The organism is Priestia abyssalis, from assembly GCF_002019595.1.
Classification (GTDB): domain Bacteria; phylum Bacillota; class Bacilli; order Bacillales; family Bacillaceae_H; genus Bacillus_BA; species Bacillus_BA abyssalis.
This window is the reverse complement of sequence record NZ_KV917369.1, coordinates 4,584,922-4,600,627: the sequence shown is the minus strand read 5'-3', so window position 1 is coordinate 4,600,627 and position 15,706 is coordinate 4,584,922. Positions and strand designations below refer to the sequence as shown.

Below are 15,706 nucleotides of genomic sequence, written 5' to 3'. Positions count from 1 at the left end.
GGGAGGAAAAATAGATGGGTGTGGATATGAATACAATCTTTCAAATTGCGGGCATCGGCATTGTGGTTGCTTTTCTCGTAACCGTATTAGAACAAATGGGAAAGAAAGATTATGCGAACTGGGTGACGCTAATCGGATTTATCTATATTTTATTCATGGTCGCTTCAATTGTAGAAGATTTATTTAAAAAGATTAAAGCCGTCTTTTTATTTCAAGGATAAAGGGGGTGATGCACCATTGAAATGATTCAAATTGTCGGATTGGGCCTAGTGGCTACATTTTTGGCGCTGATTCTGAAAGAGCAAAAATCGTCTTACGCTTTTTTGCTTGTCGTGTTTGTTGGATGCGTCATCTTTTTATTTTTAGTCGACCAAATTGCGGAGATCATTCGCATGGTTGAAAAGCTTTCGATTAATGCGCAAGTAAACATGGTATACGTCGAGACCATTTTAAAAATTATCGGAATTGCCTATATTGCCGAATTTGGCGCCCAAATTACAAAGGATGCGGGTCAAGGAGCCATCGCTTCTAAAATTGAACTTGGGGGGAAAATCCTGATTTTGTCTATGGCTATTCCAATATTAACGGTCATTATTGAAACAATCCTTTCGATGTTGCCAAACTAGCAGACGGTCTGTGACGGGGTGAATAAATATATGAGGTCGTTTAATAAAAAGCACTATTTAACTCTTTTTCTGCTTTTCTTTTTTTTTATCCCCCAAACTGTACAAGCATCTCCCACACAGCAAGAGATCGTCAATGAGCAAATTGATAAGTTGGGAATGGAGGAAATTAAATCGTTTTGGGATGACATCTTAAAGAATTACGGGGGTTTTTTGCCGGAAAGTCAAAAAGGCAGCCTATATGAGTTTTTGAAAGGGGAAAAGGATTTTTCGATTAAAGAGTGGTTGGCAGGGTTTCTTAAATTCTTTTTACATGAAATCATTGCGAACGGAAAGCTTCTTGGCACCTTGTTGATATTGACGATTTTTAGCGTCTTTTTACAAAACTTGCAAAATGCATTTGACCAAAAAGCAGTCAGTAAAGTTGCATATGCTCTTGTTTACATGGTATTGATCATTATTGCTTTAAACAGCTTTCATGTAGCCATTTCTTACACGACAGAAGCCATCCAAACGATGGTACAGTTCATTATGGCGCTCATTCCATTATTGCTCGCTTTAATGGCCTCATCAGGAGGTATTATATCCGCCGCTTTCTTTCATCCGATTATCATTTTCCTCATGAATACGAGCGGGCTGCTCATTCAATATATTGTGATGCCTTTCTTATTTTTATCCGCGTTATTAAGCATTGTCAGTACGCTTTCAGATCAATATAAAGTCACCCAGCTTGCCCAATTGCTCCGAAATATCAGTATTGGCTTGCTCGGAACGGTCTTGACTATCTTTCTTGGTGTTATTTCCGTTCAAGGTGCAACTTCAGCCGTAGCCGATGGAATTACCATTCGAACAGCTAAATTCATTACGGGAAATTTTATCCCGGTGGTTGGGCGGATGTTTACAGATGCGACAGATACGGTAATGGGAGCATCCTTATTGCTGAAAAACACGATTGGAATGGCGGGTGTAGCAGTTCTCTTGCTCATTGTTGCTTTTCCGGCTTTAAAAGTACTGTCTTTGGCCATTATCTACAAGCTCGCGGCCGCCCTGCTGCAACCGATAGGCGGCGGACCGGTTATCAGCTGCTTAAGCATTATCAGTAAAAATATCGTTTATATCTTTGCAGCGCTTGCCGTTGTTTCTTTAATGTTCTTCTTATGTTTAACTGTCATCATTACGGCCAGCAATGTGACGATGATGGTTCGATAAAGGAGGGAGAAAATTGGCCGCGCTCACACAATGGATCGCCAACATTATTTTATTTATTTTACTTGCTACCATTATTGATATGCTCCTTCCTAATTCGAGTTTGCAAAAGTATGCCAAAATGGTAATTGGCTTGCTGCTCATGCTGATCATCATTACACCTGTTTTTCAGGTTTTGCATATCAATGTCGATAAATTGCTCGCTTCTATGAATCTATCTTCCTTATCGGAACAAAAAAATATAGAAAATTTAATGGAATCGAAGAAAAAAGAAATACAAGCTTCACAACATGCATATATTTTAGAACAAATGGCTGTCCAAATGGAGACAGAGGTAAAAGAGGAGTTGATGGAACAGTATGGTGTAGCAATTGAAGATATCAAGATTGAACTGGAATCTTCTAATGAAAATAGCACTTATGAAAACATTACATCCATCTATGTAGCGCTTGAACCAAAAGGAGAAGAGGCCGTGTCTGCTATTAAAGTTGTTTCCATTGATACCTCCAAGCCCATCCAAAATGAACATGAAAATAAAAACGAGCACCAAATCACATCATTTCTTGCCAATAAATGGGGCATTCATGAAAGCAAAATTGCTGTGACGTTGGAGGAGGGAGTAAAAAAGGATGAGCAAGGATGAAGGTTTTTTTTCATCAATCCGCCGCTTATTTTTACCATCTAAGTCACCATCATCTGAGAAGAAAAACTCAAAGTTTTTTTATGTGATTGTACTGTTGGGAGCAGGAGCTGCCTTTATGCTTGTAAGCAATCCTCAAACATCGATCACTCCGCTGACGGAAAAAGTCTCTTCCAGTATACCGCCGGCTGAAGAGAAAGATGCTCCTGTATTCGGACAAAAAGAATCAGAGCATTCTAAATCGATGGTCAGCTATGAGGAACGCTACGAAACTCAATTGAAAGCAGCACTTGAAAGCATCGCCGGGGTAGGGGATGTAGAAGTCATCGTCAATCTCGATGCTACCGAGTCGCAAGTGTACGAGAAAGACAGAGTGATGCAAAAACAATCCACTAAGGAAACGGATCGCGAAGGCGGCACGAGAAACGTAGAAGATGCTTCAACCGATGACAAACTGGTAATTATACGAAACGGCGACCAGGAACAGCCTGTCGTCGTTAAAACAAAAAAACCGGAAATTAGAGGTGTGCTGATAGTGGCAAAAGGAGCGGAGAACATTCAAGTGAAAAAGTGGATCATTGAAGCTGTGACAAGAGCGCTGGATGTTCCGAGTCATAGAGTCGCTGTCATGCCAAAAAAGTCTAAGGGGGAATAAAGAATGTTATTGAAAAAACAAACGGTCTGGTTATTAACGATGTTGAGTTTAGTCGTTGTCTTATCCGTTTACTATATTACGTCACCGGAAGCGCCGCAAGAAAATATGGCTTTGGTGGAAGAGGATCAGAATAAAGAAAAAGGGGCGGAAGGAGAAAAGCAGCCTGCTGAGCGGCCGACAGAACAAAAAGAGGATGTAAAAGGTGCTGAAGCAAAAGCGACAGAAGACGAATCAGCTCAAGCGGAGAAAGATTCAGCGATCATTTCCAGTGTGGAAAGCGATGAATTATTTACAGCTTTGCGTTTAGAAATTGAAGATGAGCGCAATAAGCTGCGTGAAGGGCTGCAAGACATTGTGGCATCAGCTGATGTAACGGCACAAGAAAAAAGTGAAGCGATGGATAAAATGCAGGAGCTTGCTGATGTAGCAGCTAAAGAAGCGGTCATTGAGACCTTGATTAAATCGAAAGGGTATGAAGATGCCCTTGTAAGAGCTGATGGAGGGGAAGTCCGCATCACCATTAAATCAAAAGAAGAACATTCTCGTACACAAGCGAATGAAATTATCCAGCTTGTAAGAGGAGAATTAGGTTCGAAATATGTGGCTGTTGAATTTGAGCCCGCTCAATAACCGACGCGCCGCACATATTGGCGAGACATGATCCCGCACGTATAAAATAAGTATTTTAAGGATATGCTTTTAACGATAAGGATGATTGAAAAGGGAAAAAACAGCTCTTTTCAATCATCCTAATGAAAGGCCCCGTTACAAATCCAGTAGAATCAGGATTTGTAACGGGGCCTTTCATTAGAAAATCACTACTAAACATTATGAAGTCTTTATGATAAAATACATATATTATAAGGATATAATTTCTCCTTATATTACCTAGTCTTAAATTATCAGAAATTTCCATTTAGCGCTGATAATTATATTGAATTGGCAAGAAAATATATCGTATCATGAATAATAAGCATGATTAATTTTTGATAGGGAGTGTTAGATGTGTTGAAAATCCAGGAAATTCGTGAAATCATCAATCTAATTAATAAATCATCCATTGAAGAATTCGTGTTTGAGCAAGATGGAACAAAGGTGAAAATGAAGAAAAAAGGAGCCATTACAACAAGCCAAGTTGTGACAGTTCCAGCGGTAGAACAAGTAGTACAAGCTGTTCCCCAGCCGGCGCCGGCAGTTGCAGCGGCACAGCCTCCAGCTGCGGCAGTACAGACGCCGGCTGCTGAGCAGCAAGTGCAACAAGAAGCAAAAGCCGAAGCAGACGAGTCTTTACATAAAATCACTTCTCCAATGGTTGGAACGTTCTATGCTTCGCCTTCACCAGATACGGCCGCTTATGTAGCAACTGGCGATAAAGTGAAAAAAGATTCGGTTGTATGTATCGTAGAAGCGATGAAATTATTTAATGAAATTGAAGCAGAAGTAAACGGGGAAATTGTGGAAGTGCTTGTCCAAAACGGTCAGCTTGTTGAATATGGACAACCTTTATTTTTAGTAAAAGCTGAATAAGGAGCGCTCTTGTGATGATAAAAAAACTATTGATTGCAAATAGAGGAGAAATTGCGGTACGAATTATTCGTGCTTGTAAAGAGCTGGGTGTTGAGTCTGTAGCCGTACACTCAGAAGCCGACCGGGATTCCCTTCATGTGCAGCTGGCAGATGAAGCGTATTGCATCGGGCCTACCTCATCAAAGGACAGTTATTTAAATTTTACGAATATCATGAGTGTGGCAACAACGACTGGATGTGATGCCATTCACCCGGGATACGGCTTTTTAGCGGAGAATGCCGATTTTGCCGAGCTTTGCCGTGAATGCAACATTACATTTGTTGGTCCGAGCCCTGAAGCCATCACAAAAATGGGAACGAAAGATGTAGCGAGAGAAACGATGCGAGAAGCGGGTGTACCGATCGTGCCGGGTTCAAAGGGAATCATTGAAACGGTCGAACAAGCTACAGCGCTTGCTGATGAAATGGGTTATCCGGTCATTATTAAAGCAACGGCCGGAGGCGGCGGAAAAGGAATTCGCGTAGCCAAAAATGAAACCGAGCTTGTAAAAGGCATTCAAATTACCCAGCAAGAAGCGGCGACGGCGTTTGGAAATCCGGGTGTATACATCGAAAAATATATTGAGGATTTCCGTCATGTTGAAATTCAGGTGTTAGCTGATAGTTTTGGAAACACCATTCATTTAGGGGAACGCGATTGTTCCATTCAGCGCCGTCTGCAAAAGCTGGTGGAAGAAACGCCTTCACCGGCACTGGATGAGTCGGTACGCGAGCAAATGGGAGAGGCGGCGGTCAAAGCCGCTCAAGCTGTTCAGTACACGGGTGCCGGAACGGTTGAGTTCATCTATGATTATCGTGAAAAGAAGTTTTATTTTATGGAGATGAACACACGTATTCAAGTAGAGCATCCTGTCACAGAAATGGTCACAGGCATCGATTTAATTAAAGAGCAAATTAAAGTGGCGAGTGGTGAAAAACTGGCGTATGCACAAGAGGATGTGCAATTCTCGGGTTGGGCGATTGAATGCCGCATTAATGCTGAAAATCCGGAGAAGAATTTCATGCCATCTCCAGGGACAATTAATATGTACTTGCCTCCAGGGGGCTACGGTGTGCGGGTTGACTCAGCTGCTTATCCGGGATATTCTATCCCTCCTTACTATGATTCCATGATTGCGAAGCTGATTGTACATGCCCCGACTCGAGAAGAAGCGGTGGCGCGAATGAAGCGGGCATTAAGCGAGTTTGTAATTGAAGGGGTGGCTACCACCATTCCGTTCCATCTTAAACTGTTAAGTCATGAGCAATTTGTGGCCGGTGAGTTCAATACAAAATTTCTTGAGTTATATGACGTGATGAATTCATAGTGATAAGTGACAAAATACGGGTATTTATATAGTATTATGTTATACAGGAGGTGTAGTAGATGAGTGAAAATAATTTACTGCAAATGGGACAGACTCAAAATGCCTTAGGGAGAGTGGAGATTGCTCCAGAGGTGATTGAAGTCATAGCGGGTATTGCGGCTTCAGAAGTGGATGGTGTCGCCTCCATGCGCGGCAATTTTGCAGCCGGTGTAGTGGAAAAGTTGGGTAAAAAGAATCATGGTAAAGGCGTAAGAGTAGAATTAGCGGAAGACAGCATTAAAGTAGATGTATATTGCTTTATGAAATTCGGTGTTTCTATTCCAACGGTTGCCCAAAAGGTGCAAGATAATATTCGTCAAGCATTAAAAAATATGACTGCATTAGAGCTTGATGAAGTGAATATTCATATTGTCGGTGTTCAATTCGATACACCTAAGCAAGAAGGGGAAACAATCGAACCTATTTAATCATTCGGTGTTTGTGAAAAAGACTTGCCTATGTCCTATATAGGCAGTCTTTTTTCGTTATTCGGCCTTCTTTGGTCAAGGTGCTTGTACTTTTCCTGGCGATGAAAGAAAAGAAACTTGTTGTGATTGTTTCGAGAAAGAGAAGGAAATAAATAAGAGAGGCGCAAAAAGTCTCAAAATACAGAATGTGTACGATGGTCAAAAAATTATGCTATTATTTTGATAGGATATTTCGATTATATAGATCGATTTAGAAAATTCGACATGACCAAAGAACGGCCATGCCGAATTTTCTAGACCTAGGCGGCTGCCCCCCTTTTTGCGGGGTTGGTGCCATCCGCATAGGTGAACCGGGAGGATTCAAGTTGTCTGGAACGCCAATTGTGAATATCTCTCGATCAAATGATAACGTGTCGAGTTATTAAGTGGAATATATATAGAATAGACAAAGGAGAATATAAGGAATGAAAAGACGTACAGCACGCGAAAAAGCATTACAGGCTTTGTTTCAATACGATTTAGGGCAGACGGAACCGCTGGAGGCCATCCGAAATGTCGTTCAAACAGAGGAAATAGATCCGTTTTTACAAAAGCTTGTATTAGGAACAGTGGAACATGTAGAAGAAATAGATGCTACATTGCGCAAACATTTAGAGAAATGGACACTTGAAAGGGTGGCGGCAGTAGACCGTGCGATTTTGCGTTTGGCTGTGTACGAAATGACATACGAAGAGGATATCCCGACAAGCGTAAGCCTAAATGAAGCGATTGAGCTGGCGAAGAAATTCAGCGACTCTCAAGCAAATCGGTTTATTAACGGTGTACTATCAAAAGTGCTTCAAACAATCGAGTAATGTTTGATAACATCCCGCTGTTAACGGGATGGCTTGAGTGTCAAAAAGCAGATCTCTGAATTAAGGGAGATGGATGACAATGAGTGAGATCAGGTATTTAACGGTTACGGCTTTAACGAAGTATATAAAGAGAAAATTCGATGTCGACCCGCATCTTCAAGACATTTGGATCAAGGGAGAGCTATCGAATTTCAAACTACATAGCCGAGGACATATGTATTTTACCTTAAAGGATGAAAATGCCCGTATTCAAGCAGTTATGTTTGCAGGTTATAACCGTGGTTTAGCATTCCGGCCCGAGAGTGGAATGAAAGTGATGATGCGAGGCGAGATTTCTGTTTACGAGCCAAGTGGAAATTATCAAATGTATGTAAAAGAAATGCAGCCGGATGGCATTGGTAATTTATATTTGGCTTATGAACAGCTGAAGGAAAAGCTCCAGGAACTAGGGTTTTTCGATGAGGCCCGCAAACGTCCCCTTCCTCCGTATCCAAGCCGTATCGGTGTCGTTACCTCACCAACGGGAGCAGCAATTCGCGATATTATAACGACGTTAAGGCGGCGTTATCCAATCGGGGAAATCGTTTTAATTCCCGCTTTAGTACAGGGGGCGAACGCGGCTCCATCTATTGTCAAGGCTATCGAACAAGCAAACCGTCTCGGCGACTTGGATGTTCTGATTGTTGGCCGCGGCGGTGGATCGATTGAAGAATTGTGGGCATTTAATGAAGAGTCGGTTGCTCGGGCGATTTATGAGTCTGACATTCCTATCATTTCAGCAGTCGGGCATGAAACGGACTTTACGATTGCGGACTTCGTAGCGGATTTGCGTGCGCCTACGCCAACAGGGGCGGCCGAACTGGCAGTACCTCATTTAACAGAGGTGATGGAGCGTATCGGGCAGCGTAAAATCCGAATGATGCGTGTCATGAGAGAAATGATGGCTTTTCAGAAGGAAAGGCTCCATCGTGCCCAAAAATCATATGCTTTTCGCTATCCAGGTAAATTATGTGAGCAAAAAGAGCAAGAATTAGACAAATTGATGGATCGGCTGTATCGTGAGAGTAGAAGAAATATTGAGGGGAAAAAAGAAAAATATGAACAGCTTGCCCGTCTGTTGCTTCGCAATCATCCAAGAGAGCAAGCGAAGCGCTCAGCAGAACAGCACCAACTCCTGACAAAAGCGTTAATAAAAGAGATGCAGGCTATTTTAAAGCAACATCAAATGTCATTTGTTTCGGCCGCTTCCAAGTTGAATACCCTAAGTCCGCTGAAAACGATGGAACGAGGCTACAGCCTTGTCTACGATGCAGACAATCAATTGGTGAAAAGTACAAAGCGAGTTTCGACGGGAGATATGATTCACGTTCGCTTATCAGACGGAGACTTACAATGTGAAGTTGCAAAAGTAGAGGAGCGTTTTAGTAATGAGTGATCAAAAAAACTATTCTTTTGAAGAAGCAATGGAAAAGTTGGAAGAAATCGTAACAAAGCTGGAAGAGGGAGACGTTCCTTTGGAAAAAGCCATTCAGCACTTTCAAGAAGGAATGGAGATTTCAAAGTTCTGTCATGAACGTTTACAGCAAATTGAAAAACAAATGGAGCATGTTCTGCGTGAGGATGGACAGCTAGAACCGTTTGTTGTGCAGGAGGAAGAATAATGGTGAACGGTGTAGAATTTCAAGCTTACACAGCAGGTGTGAAGGCGAGAATCGAAAAAGAGCTTCCTTTGATTGTTACTAAACTGTCGTCCCCTCCTGCACTATTAGAAGCCATGAACTATTCTTTAACAGCAGGCGGAAAGCGTATTCGCCCTCTTCTTATTTTTGCGACGCTAAGGGCATTTGAAAAAGAAGAAGAGATGGGTGTTCCTGCGGCCTGTGCGGTTGAAATGATTCATACATATTCCCTGATCCATGATGATTTGCCAAGTATGGATGATGACGATTTAAGACGTGGAAAACCGACCAATCATAAAGTATTTGGAGAAGCAATGGCTATTTTAGCAGGCGATGCCTTACTTACAAACAGCTTTCAGGTGTTAACGGAAGCTGCACATCCCGACGTATCAGACAGCACGAAGCTAAAGCTTGTACTGGAGCTGGCAAAGGCTGCTGGAGCTGAAGGAATGGTTGGGGGGCAGGCGGCAGATATGGAAGGGGAACAAAAAGCGCTATCCCTTGAAGAACTGGAATACATTCATAAAAATAAAACCGGTAAATTGCTGTCTTTCTGTGTAAGGGCCGGAGCCATTTTAGCAGATGCCTCTAAGGAACAGCTCGAGCACTTACATCAGTTCAGTGTTCATTTAGGTTTAGCCTTTCAAATACGAGATGATATTCTTGATATCGAAGGAAATGAAGAGCAGCTGGGAAAACCGGTGGGCAGTGATACTGAAAATGAAAAAACCACCTACCCGGCTCTGCTTGGCATGGAAGAGGCCAAGAGAAAATTACGTTTTCACATTGACCAAGCGAAGCAATGTCTGTGGGATGCGAATGTCCAGCATGAAGTCTTGGAAAAGATATGCACATACATTGAAGAAAGAGAAAGCTAAAGGTTATTTTTTTATTGAGTATTATATGGAACTATGCTAAAATAAGATTACTATTGTGTGAAAAAATAGTGCATAGGTTTTATAAAAGAATCAATTTATCGGTCGCCGTTATCACTTTTGTGTTAGCGGCTATTTTTTCACTTAGAGAAGTTGTTCAAAAGGTTAGTTTTTTGACATATATGAATAAAAATTGTCACAATGAATTAAGGTAACTCTATATAATGTACGAAAGTGAGTGATCCAATTGGATCTTACATCGATTAAAAGCCCTCAGTTTTTGAAGAAGATGTCAAAAGAGGAGCTAATTCAATTGAGCGAAGAAATTCGCCAATTTCTGATTAATGAGCTGTCTGCTACAGGAGGGCATATTGGTCCAAATTTAGGGGTTGTAGAGCTCACCATCGCATTACATAAAGTGTTCGATAGTCCAAAAGATAAATTTCTATGGGATGTCGGTCATCAGTCATATGTTCATAAAATTTTGACAGGCCGTGCCTGTGAGTTTGCTACCCTTCGCCAATATAAAGGGCTTTGCGGGTTCCCGAAAAGAACGGAAAGCGAACATGACGTATGGGAAACAGGGCACAGCTCTACGTCGTTATCAGCTGCAATGGGAATGGTGGCGGCTCGTGACTTAAAAAAATCGAAAGAATACGTGATCCCTATTATCGGCGATGGAGCGCTGACAGGCGGAATGGCTTTGGAAGCATTAAACCACATCGGACATGAGCAAAAGGATATGATTGTCATTTTAAACGACAATGAAATGTCCATCGCTCCGAATGTGGGAGCACTTCACAGTGTGTTAGGCCGCCTTCGTACAGCTGGAAAGTACCATTGGGTAAAAGATGAACTCGAGACATTGCTGAAGAAAGTGCCGGCAGTAGGAGGTAAGCTTGCTTCAACCATTGAGCGAGTAAAAGATGGATTAAAGTACATGGTTGTGACGGGGATGTTCTTTGAAGATTTAGGGTTTACTTATTTAGGTCCGGTAGATGGCCACAATTATGATGATTTATTTGAAAACCTGCATTATGCTAAAAAAACAAAGGGACCTGTCATTATCCATGTTATCACTAAAAAGGGAAAAGGCTACTTGCCGGCTGAATCAGATACAGTAGGTACGTGGCACGGAACCGGCCCATATAAAATCGAATCCGGAGATTTCATTAAACCAGAAAGTGCTCCAATTGGCTGGAGTAAACTTGTGAGTGATACGGTTTTAAAGGTAGCTAAGGAAGATGGACGGGTGGTAGCCATTACGCCTGCAATGCCGGTAGGATCTAAGCTCGAGAAATTCCAGCAGGAACTTCCAGACCGCATGTATGATGTGGGGATTGCGGAGCAGCATGCAGCGACAATGGCTGCAGGGTTAGCTACTCAAAACATGAAGCCGTTTTTAGCGATTTATTCGACCTTTTTGCAGCGCGCCTATGATCAGGTAGTCCACGATATTTGCCGCCAAAATTTAAATGTATTTATTGGGATTGATCGTTCCGGGTTAGTGGGAGCAGATGGAGAGACTCACCAAGGTGTGTTTGATATTGCCTTTTTGCGCCATATTCCTAATATGGTTCTTATGATGCCGAAGGACGAGAATGAAGGGCAGCACATGGTGTATACAGCTCTTCAATATAATGATGGCCCGATTGCGATGCGCTATGCACGCGGCAATGGATTAGGCGTCCCGCTCGACAAAGACTTGAAGCAACTGCCAATTGGAACATGGGAAGTGTTGAGGGAGGGCAGCGATGCCGTTATTTTAACGTTTGGAACGACCATCCCAATGGCACTTGAAGCAGCAGGTAAGCTTGCGGAGCAAGGCGTTTCAGTGGAAGTGGTGAATGCCCGCTTTATTAAGCCTATGGATGAGGAGATGCTTCATGCGATCTTTGCTTCCGGAAAACCCGTTTTAACTATCGAAGAAGCTGTTCTTCAAGGCGGATTTGGCAGCGCGGTATTGGAATTTGCCGGGGATCACCGCTATTATCAGACACCAATTGACCGAATGGGAATACCGGACCGCTTTATCGAACACGGGAGCGTAGGGAAATTGCTTGAGGAGATTGGTTTAACGATAAACGATGTCGTAAAACGAATCGAACAATTAGTGCAATCTAAACAAAAAGGGCTTGAGGTACGGTGACAAAAAAAGAACGAGTGGATGTATTATTAGTTGAACGCGGACTTGCCGAGACGAGGGAAAAGGCGAAGCGGGCAGTTATGGCTGGTTTAGTGTATTCCAACGAAGAACGTTTGGATAAACCGGGTGAAAAGGTGGACCGCGAGATTCCTCTGACGGTAAAAGGTGCAGTTATGCCGTATGTAAGTCGCGGCGGATTTAAGTTGGAAAAAGCACTGAAAGAATTTGATTTGAGTGTAGAAGATAAAATTTTGTTGGATATCGGAGCTTCGACCGGAGGCTTTACAGACTGTGCTCTTCAAAATGGTGCGAAGATGTCGTATGCATTAGATGTCGGATACAATCAATTGGCTTGGAAGCTTCGTCAAGATCCGAGAGTGGTTGTAATGGAAAGGACCAATTTCCGTTATGTGACTCCAGCAGATTTGCATGAGGGCATGCCTAATTTTGCTTCTATCGATGTTTCATTCATTTCGCTGCGGCTCATTTTACCTGTTTTAAAAGAGCTTCTTGTGGCAAACAGCGATGTGGTAGCGTTGGTGAAACCGCAGTTTGAAGCAGGGCGTGAACAGGTGGGGAAAAAGGGGATTGTTCGAGATCCTCTCGTTCATCAACAGGTACTTCAAAATATGATGGACTTTTCTCTTCAAACTGGCTACGATGTCATGGATGCTTCTTTTTCTCCTATCACAGGGGGAGACGGAAATATTGAGTTTCTTCTCCATTTAAGATGGACAGGAGTAAAGGAACATGGAGAAAATCTGTTGGATATGTCAGCAGCTGAAGTAGTTGAAATGGCGCATGAAACATTGAAAGAGAAGAAATGATCTTTTGGAACGGATGAATGCAAAAGCAGGTAATCCTTCACAGAACACATTTCGAAGGGTACCATTATCTAGTGGTACATGATTTTTGATGAACTGAATTGCCATGGAGCTCCTTAAACTTTAGAAATTTCTTATGGTGAGACATGTTAGGGGGGTGTCCCGAAACCATGGTTTCGGGACACCCCCCTTTGATTTGATTAATTGCTGGGGATATCCCCAGCAATTAATCAAATTGTGCATAATAGTGAATAATAATTTAGGAAATAAATTGCACTATAAACGGTATTTCAGTAACATAAATATGTGAGGCATTTGACGAAAAGTGTGAGGTGTCATATGAATAAAGGACAAAGACAAATTAAAATTCGTGAAATTATTACTAGCAACGACATTGAAACACAAGATGAACTTGTAGATATTTTGAAAAATCAGGGATTCAATGTGACCCAAGCAACAGTTTCACGTGATATTAAAGAATTGCATTTAGTGAAAGTTCCATTGTTGGACGGACGTTATAAATATAGTTTACCAGCCGATCAACGTTTTAATCCTTTGCAGAAATTAAAAAGAGGATTAATGGATGCATTTGTAAAAATTGATGGAGCGGGACATATGCTGGTTATGAAAACATTACCGGGCAACGCCAATGCCATTGGCGCATTGATTGATCATTTAGATTGGGAAGAGATTTTAGGGACAATTTGTGGAGATGATACCTGTCTAATTATTTGCCGTACTCCTGAAGATACGAAAGTTATTTCAGATCGTTTTATAGAAATGTTGTAGAAGGTGTGAATTACTTTGTTAGCAGAACTATCAATTAAGAACTTTGCCATTATTGAAACTTTAGCGGTTTCGTTTGAAAAAGGACTAACGGTTTTGACCGGAGAAACCGGGGCTGGAAAGTCGATTATTATTGATGCTATTCATCTACTGGTAGGGGGAAGAGGTTCAGCAGAATTCGTCCGCCATGGAACGGCGAAGGCAGAAATTGAAGGGTTGTTTCTTTTAGACGATCACCACCTGGCGTGTCGTGAAAAGGCCGAGCAATTAGGAATTGAGATTGAGGACAATATGATTGTTCTGCGCCGGGATATTACGACAAATGGAAAAAGCGTTTGCCGTGTTAATGGCAAGCTGGTGACATTGGCGATTTTACGGGAAATTGGTCAAACGTTAGTGGATATCCATGGTCAGCATGAACATCAAGATTTAATGAATGAAGACCGCCACTTGTCGCTGCTGGATCAATATGGAGGAGCTGAGATAGAACGGGCGTTAACAGAGTATCAGGCTTTATATGATAAATATCTCAGTTTGAAAAAACAGCTGGATAAATTAACTGAAAATGAGCAGCAAATGGCTCACCGCTTGGATTTAATCCAGTTTCAGCTGGAGGAAATCAGGGCAGCGGATTTAACGCCAAATGAGGACAAGCAGCTCATGGAAGAGAGAATGAAGATCGCCAACTTCGAAAAGATCTATCATGCTCTGCAAGATGCATATAATGCGCTTCATGGAGAACAAAGAGGGTTGGATTGGATCGGTCTTGCGATGAACCATACAGAAGAAATTGCTAATCTAGAGTCCACATATGGGGAAATTGCAGAAACCGTATCTAACAGTTTCTATCAGCTTGAAGACATGTCCTATAAAATTCGTCAACAGTTGGATTTATTAGAATATGATCCGAAGCGCCTTGATTTTATTGAGACACGTTTGAATGAAATCACTCATTTAAAAAGAAAATACGGCCAAACAGTCGAAGAGATTTTAACATATGCAGCCGAAATTGAAGATGAAGTGGATACCATTCAGAACCGTGATACGCATGTAACGAAAATCAAAGCTGAGCTCGAGAGCGTGGCCAAAGATTTGTTGGTAGAAGCTAACCATGTTTCCAGCTTGAGAAAGAAGTTTGCAGAAACGCTTGTCGACAGCATTCATGAAGAACTGAAAGAACTTTATATGGCTAAAACGGTATTTCATGTTGAATTCTCTAAAAGAACGGGTTCATTTGATGATGTGATTCTGGACGGAGAGCCGGTCAAATTTGGGAAAGACGGCATTGATATTGCCGAATTTTATATTTCAACAAACCCGGGAGAACCGCTTAAACCTCTTGCAAAGGTAGCTTCAGGAGGAGAACTTTCTCGGATTATGCTGGCGTTAAAAAGTATTTTCTCCGAGCATCAAGGTGTAACGTCCATTATTTTCGATGAAGTGGATACAGGAGTGAGCGGGAGAGTGGCCCAATCCATCGGAGAAAAGATTTATCATATTGCATGCGGTTCTCAAGTACTGTGCATTTCGCATTTACCTCAAGTGGCTGCTATGGCTGATACGCATTTGTTCATCTCCAAGGAGGTCATTGGCGAACGCACAAAAACATCCATCAAACCTCTTGATGTAGCGGAAAAAGTGCGGGAAATCGGCCGTATGATTGCAGGCGTTGAAATTACTGATTTAACGAAAGAACATGCAAAAGAACTGTTATCGCTTGCATCCCAAATGAAGCAAACATCTTAAAGTGTGTGTTCAAAAAGGACCGAGAAGTTCAAGGAAGCGCCGTCACGAGCACAAAGGAAAGCTTCTTACGATTCTTCATCGCACGCAGGAAAAGTGCTCTTCTTTTTCGAGGATATGCTGTTAATACGTGAGTAGCGGAGAGACAAGCTTATGAAGCCCGACTAAGAGCCGCCACGTCAATCGCGCCAACGTCGGATCAGTACGTCCTGTACAAGTAATTTCGATGGTCATTTTTCCCGGACTTTTTGAACAGCCTCTTAAATGGATAAGTGTAACAATTCTACACATAATAGGGGAACTTGGAAGGAATA

The 15,706-nt window shown here is 42.1% G+C and carries 17 protein-coding genes; all 17 read left to right on the top strand.

Features of this window, described 5'->3' with window-relative positions; genetic code table 11:
* Positions 1 to 14 precede the first annotated feature (14 nt).
* The 17 genes from spoIIIAC to recN all read left to right on the top strand — a co-directional run bounded on the left by spoIIIAC (position 15) and on the right by recN (position 15,395).
* Positions 15 to 221, top strand: a complete 207-nt coding sequence (spoIIIAC, locus tag BK575_RS21955) for a stage III sporulation protein AC (RefSeq protein ID WP_028394841.1) — start codon at positions 15 to 17, stop codon at positions 219 to 221.
* 21 nt (positions 222 to 242) lie between these two features.
* Entirely contained in the window at positions 243 to 626 is a 384-nt protein-coding gene (gene spoIIIAD, locus BK575_RS21950) for a stage III sporulation protein AD (RefSeq protein WP_078413726.1), read from the top strand.
* Between the two features lie 30 nt (positions 627 to 656).
* Positions 657 to 1,832 (top strand): stage III sporulation protein AE, encoded by a 1,176-nt coding sequence (gene spoIIIAE, locus BK575_RS21945; protein WP_078413725.1) that lies wholly within the window; start codon positions 657 to 659, stop codon positions 1,830 to 1,832.
* 13 nt (positions 1,833 to 1,845) lie between these two features.
* Positions 1,846 to 2,472, top strand: coding sequence for a stage III sporulation protein AF (gene spoIIIAF, locus BK575_RS21940; RefSeq protein WP_078413724.1), 627 nt, complete (start codon positions 1,846 to 1,848; stop codon positions 2,470 to 2,472).
* On the top strand, positions 2,459 to 3,124 hold the full coding sequence (spoIIIAG, locus tag BK575_RS21935; RefSeq protein WP_078413723.1) for a stage III sporulation protein AG: 666 nt from the start codon (positions 2,459 to 2,461) through the stop codon (positions 3,122 to 3,124). The genes spoIIIAF and spoIIIAG overlap by 14 nt, the downstream gene beginning before the upstream one ends.
* Before the next feature lie 3 nt (positions 3,125 to 3,127).
* A complete protein-coding gene (locus BK575_RS21930; protein ID WP_078413722.1) occupies positions 3,128 to 3,754 on the top strand; it encodes a SpoIIIAH-like family protein in 627 nt (208 codons plus the stop codon).
* A gap of 375 nt (positions 3,755 to 4,129) precedes the next feature.
* Complete coding sequence (gene accB, locus BK575_RS21925) at positions 4,130 to 4,651, top strand: acetyl-CoA carboxylase biotin carboxyl carrier protein (protein WP_078413721.1); 522 nt, start codon at positions 4,130 to 4,132, stop codon at positions 4,649 to 4,651.
* Positions 4,652 to 4,665: 14 nt separating this feature from the next.
* Entirely contained in the window at positions 4,666 to 6,018 is a 1,353-nt protein-coding gene (accC, locus tag BK575_RS21920) for an acetyl-CoA carboxylase biotin carboxylase subunit (protein ID WP_078413720.1), read from the top strand.
* Positions 6,019 to 6,077: 59 nt separating this feature from the next.
* The gene (locus tag BK575_RS21915; protein ID WP_078413719.1) at positions 6,078 to 6,485 is read left to right on the top strand and encodes an Asp23/Gls24 family envelope stress response protein; all 408 of its coding nucleotides are present in this window, start codon (positions 6,078 to 6,080) and stop codon (positions 6,483 to 6,485) included.
* A gap of 464 nt (positions 6,486 to 6,949) precedes the next feature.
* Positions 6,950 to 7,339 carry a transcription antitermination factor NusB gene (gene nusB, locus BK575_RS21910; RefSeq protein WP_078413718.1) on the top strand — a complete coding sequence of 130 codons (390 nt, stop codon included), beginning with the start codon at positions 6,950 to 6,952 and terminating at the stop codon, positions 7,337 to 7,339.
* Positions 7,340 to 7,418: 79 nt separating this feature from the next.
* Positions 7,419 to 8,774 (top strand): exodeoxyribonuclease VII large subunit, encoded by a 1,356-nt coding sequence (gene xseA / locus BK575_RS21905; protein WP_078413717.1) that lies wholly within the window; start codon positions 7,419 to 7,421, stop codon positions 8,772 to 8,774.
* Positions 8,767 to 9,000 (top strand): exodeoxyribonuclease VII small subunit, encoded by a 234-nt coding sequence (locus BK575_RS21900; protein ID WP_028394830.1) that lies wholly within the window; start codon positions 8,767 to 8,769, stop codon positions 8,998 to 9,000. The genes xseA and BK575_RS21900 overlap by 8 nt, the downstream gene beginning before the upstream one ends.
* Positions 9,000 to 9,896, top strand: coding sequence for a polyprenyl synthetase family protein (locus BK575_RS21895; protein ID WP_078413716.1), 897 nt, complete (start codon positions 9,000 to 9,002; stop codon positions 9,894 to 9,896). The genes BK575_RS21900 and BK575_RS21895 overlap by 1 nt, the downstream gene beginning before the upstream one ends.
* Before the next feature lie 244 nt (positions 9,897 to 10,140).
* Positions 10,141 to 12,042 carry a 1-deoxy-D-xylulose-5-phosphate synthase gene (dxs, locus tag BK575_RS21890; RefSeq protein WP_078413715.1) on the top strand — a complete coding sequence of 634 codons (1,902 nt, stop codon included), beginning with the start codon at positions 10,141 to 10,143 and terminating at the stop codon, positions 12,040 to 12,042.
* The gene (locus BK575_RS21885) at positions 12,039 to 12,866 is read left to right on the top strand and encodes a TlyA family RNA methyltransferase (RefSeq protein WP_078413714.1); all 828 of its coding nucleotides are present in this window, start codon (positions 12,039 to 12,041) and stop codon (positions 12,864 to 12,866) included. Before dxs ends, BK575_RS21885 begins: the two co-directional genes overlap by 4 nt.
* 336 nt (positions 12,867 to 13,202) lie before the next feature.
* A complete protein-coding gene (gene ahrC, locus BK575_RS21880; protein WP_028394826.1) occupies positions 13,203 to 13,652 on the top strand; it encodes a transcriptional regulator AhrC/ArgR in 450 nt (149 codons plus the stop codon).
* Positions 13,653 to 13,667: 15 nt separating this feature from the next.
* Positions 13,668 to 15,395, top strand: a complete 1,728-nt coding sequence (gene recN / locus BK575_RS21875) for a DNA repair protein RecN (protein ID WP_078413713.1) — start codon at positions 13,668 to 13,670, stop codon at positions 15,393 to 15,395.
* Positions 15,396 to 15,706: the final 311 nt, after the last annotated feature.

Coding starts and splice junctions, on each gene's coding strand:
- spoIIIAG (WP_078413723.1), top strand. CDS start 2,459: ATGAGCAAGGATGAAGGTTTTTTTTCATCAATCCGCCGCTTATTTTTA.
- spoIIIAE (WP_078413725.1), top strand. CDS start 657: ATGAGGTCGTTTAATAAAAAGCACTATTTAACTCTTTTTCTGCTTTTC.
- BK575_RS21900 (WP_028394830.1), top strand. CDS start 8,767: ATGAGTGATCAAAAAAACTATTCTTTTGAAGAAGCAATGGAAAAGTTG.
- BK575_RS21930 (WP_078413722.1), top strand. CDS start 3,128: ATGTTATTGAAAAAACAAACGGTCTGGTTATTAACGATGTTGAGTTTA.
- BK575_RS21895 (WP_078413716.1), top strand. CDS start 9,000: ATGGTGAACGGTGTAGAATTTCAAGCTTACACAGCAGGTGTGAAGGCG.
- accC (WP_078413720.1), top strand. CDS start 4,666: ATGATAAAAAAACTATTGATTGCAAATAGAGGAGAAATTGCGGTACGA.
- spoIIIAD (WP_078413726.1), top strand. CDS start 243: ATGATTCAAATTGTCGGATTGGGCCTAGTGGCTACATTTTTGGCGCTG.
- xseA (WP_078413717.1), top strand. CDS start 7,419: ATGAGTGAGATCAGGTATTTAACGGTTACGGCTTTAACGAAGTATATA.
- ahrC (WP_028394826.1), top strand. CDS start 13,203: ATGAATAAAGGACAAAGACAAATTAAAATTCGTGAAATTATTACTAGC.
- BK575_RS21915 (WP_078413719.1), top strand. CDS start 6,078: ATGAGTGAAAATAATTTACTGCAAATGGGACAGACTCAAAATGCCTTA.
- nusB (WP_078413718.1), top strand. CDS start 6,950: ATGAAAAGACGTACAGCACGCGAAAAAGCATTACAGGCTTTGTTTCAA.
- spoIIIAC (WP_028394841.1), top strand. CDS start 15: ATGGGTGTGGATATGAATACAATCTTTCAAATTGCGGGCATCGGCATT.